Source organism: Clostridium thermobutyricum DSM 4928 (assembly GCF_002050515.1).
Taxonomy (GTDB): domain Bacteria; phylum Bacillota; class Clostridia; order Clostridiales; family Clostridiaceae; genus Clostridium; species Clostridium thermobutyricum.
The window spans coordinates 1-3,414 of the sequence record NZ_LTAY01000094.1; the positions used below are offsets into that span (position 1 = coordinate 1).

The 3,414-nt window shown below is 25.9% G+C and carries 1 protein-coding gene; it reads right to left on the reverse strand.

The window, feature by feature from the left end; translation table 11 throughout:
• Positions 1 to 2,983, reverse strand: a 2,983-nt coding sequence (locus CLTHE_RS14975) for an MSCRAMM family protein (RefSeq protein WP_278320311.1), incomplete at its 3' end; no start/stop codon positions are given.
• Positions 2,984 to 3,414 lie beyond the last annotated feature (431 nt).

A 3,414-nucleotide genomic window follows, 5' to 3' on the forward strand; every position in this document is an offset into this window, starting at 1 on the left:
CTGCTCCTGCAAGCTTAATTCCATTTTCACCAATTTTATTTATATTTAATTTTCCTAAAACTTGTGAGTCATTAAATGTTAAACTTTGTACTTGTCCAACACTTGAACTTGTCACTTGAACAGTTTGAATTTCATTATTTAAGTTATATCCTTCTGGTGCCTTTGTTTCTTGGACTTTATAAGTTCCCCATTGTAAATTATCTAAATTTGCAACTCCATCTTTATCTGTAGTTACAACTTCCTTAAATCCATTTGGTCCACTTACTGTAAACTCTGCTCCTGCAAGTTTTACTCCATCTTTCCCTGTCTTAGTTATATTTAACTTCCCTAATATTTGAGTATCATTAAAAATGATATTCTGTGTATTTTCACAATTTTGTGAATTTATTATTACAGATTGTATTTTATCACTTAATTTATATCCAATAGGAGCTTTTACCTCTTGTATATTATAAGTTCCCCATTGTAGATCTTCTAAATTTGCGACTCCATTTTTATCTGTTGTCACAATTTTACTAAATCCATTTGGTCCTGTAACTTTAAATTCTGCTCCTTTAAGTTTTACTCCATTAGAGCCTATTTTAGTTATTAATAATTTTCCTAGTACTTCACTATCTTTTACAGTAAACTCTTGATTATCTTCTCCTCCAAAAGCAACTGTGAAAGTTTTTGTGTAATTACTATTTACATATCCTATTGGAGCTTTTATCTCTTTAATAGTATATGTTCCTGGATATAAGTCTGCAGTTGCAATACCATTCTCTCCTGTAGTAATAGTTTTTATTACTTGTCCATTAGAGTTTGTTATTGTAAATTCTGCTCCTTTAAGAGTTTTATTAGTCTCTATTGAAAGCTTTTTAACTGTAATTTTAGAAGTTAATTCATTATCATAAATATTTCCTAAATTAACAGTAGTACCTATATCCTCACTTGTTATTTTAAATTGTATTTTATCTTTACTTAATTCATAACCTTTAGGTGCTTTTATTTCTTTTAAATAATAATCACCTGGTTCTTTAATCTGACCTGTCAATTCCCCATTTGCATTTGACGTTACATCATAAAGAAGTTCATTATTAGTCGCTGAGTATACCCCATATACTGCACCTTCTAATTTTTGATTATTATTTTCTGCATTTTCTTTAACTGCTGTAAATGCATATCCTTTTTTAGTATTTACTTTATTTGTATTGTATCCATTTACTTGAGCTTGATTATATATAGTCGTTCCACCTTTAAAATCCGCTAAAGAACAATTCAATTTTACAACAGCTGATTGTCCAGCAATAAATGATGTTCCTGAATTAGTTGCAATAACTGTATTTCCTTCAACTTTATAAGTAAATCCTTCTGGAACTTCCACACTTTCTAACTTAATCCCTTTAGCTAAAGAATCTTTTATAGTTATATAATTCTTAGGGTAAAATCCATATGCTTTAACGTGTATTTGATATTGAACATTTGGATTTTCTCCTTCAATAAGTGTAGGCTTATTAACAGTTTTCCAAGCTTGTATTGCTCCTGATGAACTTGTATAAGTTGAAGTAGCTGATGCACTTGATTTTATATTATTATATGAAACAGTAGCCTTATTAGTTATACTCGCTTGAAGCTTAGTAACATTAGTGTTATACCAAAACATAAACTTATCTGCTGTATTTCCTAAATCAACTTCTATAGTATTAGTTTTTAGATTATAATACAAAGTTCCATCAGGATCTTGGAAACTTTGTATTGTTTTAATACTTCCATCTTTATTTATTTCATATATATCTAACTTAAATGCAGCATTTCCATTAGCATTTGAAACTGAATAATTAAATACTTTACTCATATCAGGATCTAATTCTAATCCTTCTGGAAGTTTATCAATCAATTTTGCATTTTGTAACCTATTAAAACTTGGATTAATCTCTAAGGTATATTCGATATTATCTCCAATATTGCTAAAAGTCTCTTGATTACTCCATTTATGAATCATATTCTCTTTCTGCTCTGGTGTTATTTTAGTTGGTATAGTATTTATAGTTACATCTGCTGTAGAATTATAATTATTTAAATAGGCTGTATTGCTTATTTTATAATTTTCTTTACTATTTGCAAATTGTAATGGAATTTCTGCTGAATAATCTAAATAATAAATTGTATTAGGTTTAAAACCACTCATAATTATTTTATTATTATCAGCGCTAAATTTTATAGTTTTTCCCAATTCACTTGTTAAATTATGTATTCCATGATCGAATGAAAATATCATGATGCTATCAGGATTTAACTTTAATCCTTCTGGCATTTTATCAGTAAAAGTAATATTTCCATTCATATCTGTAGTATTTATTTCTACTTCATATCCTAATGTATTATTTGATCCATTTAAATCAGGTATAATCATACTCTTATTTCCTTCAACAGTTTTTATTATATGTTGAAGTGGAACATTTCCTGTTTCACCTTTATTATCTGATGAATCAGACTTAGGTGGAGTTGGTATATATGGTTTTTCCACATGTATTTTAATTGTATGAGTTGTACCATCTACATTTAAAGGCTCATTAATTGTAGTATCTTCTTTATCATTTTTTAATTGTGCACCTATAGTTAAAAACGCATTTAACATAGTAGTTGCAGCTTGTTTAGCTATAAGTGTTAATTCATTTCCTTTTTTCTCAATGTCAAAAAATTTACTTATATTTGAAGTATCTAAATTTATATTTGTAAATACTTTTGGTAATTCTATATTAATTTTATCCCCTACTTTAACAGGAACATTATAACTAGGTTGTATATCAAATTTTAAACTTAATGTACTTCCATTTGCAATATTTAATGTCCCTAAGTTATCTACAGAACTACCATTAATTGTTGTAGATACATTAAAAGGATTTAATGTATCTGCATATGCCTCTACAGGAATTACATTTCCTAAAATCGTAAAAAAGAAAAATATAAGCGTTACATACGACAAAACCTTATTGAACTTCAAGTTTGTTACCTCCAAATTTTATTTTTTTAGTAACACTTTAAGCAATAAGATATTTAATTAAAATTCATCCCTAAAGGAGTTATATATTAAAAAATAAAAATTTCTATATCATAACTACTGAATTTATTAAAATACATATGAATTATCTCACATTCTGTAAATGCAAAACAATATTATTTACTATTATTAACAAATTGTTTTCTTTAATCTTTACTTCATTATATGTATTTTTTTTTATTAATTAATAGAAAATATATTTTATTAATTAATAAATACTATTAATTTTGTAAATATAGATTAAAATTTTATATAAATGTAAATTTCAATATATATTTACAAAGGTAATTTTAATTTACAATTTATACATTATTTTTATAATATAAATATTTATATAAATAAAAAAATACTACAATATAAAATATGTATAGTAT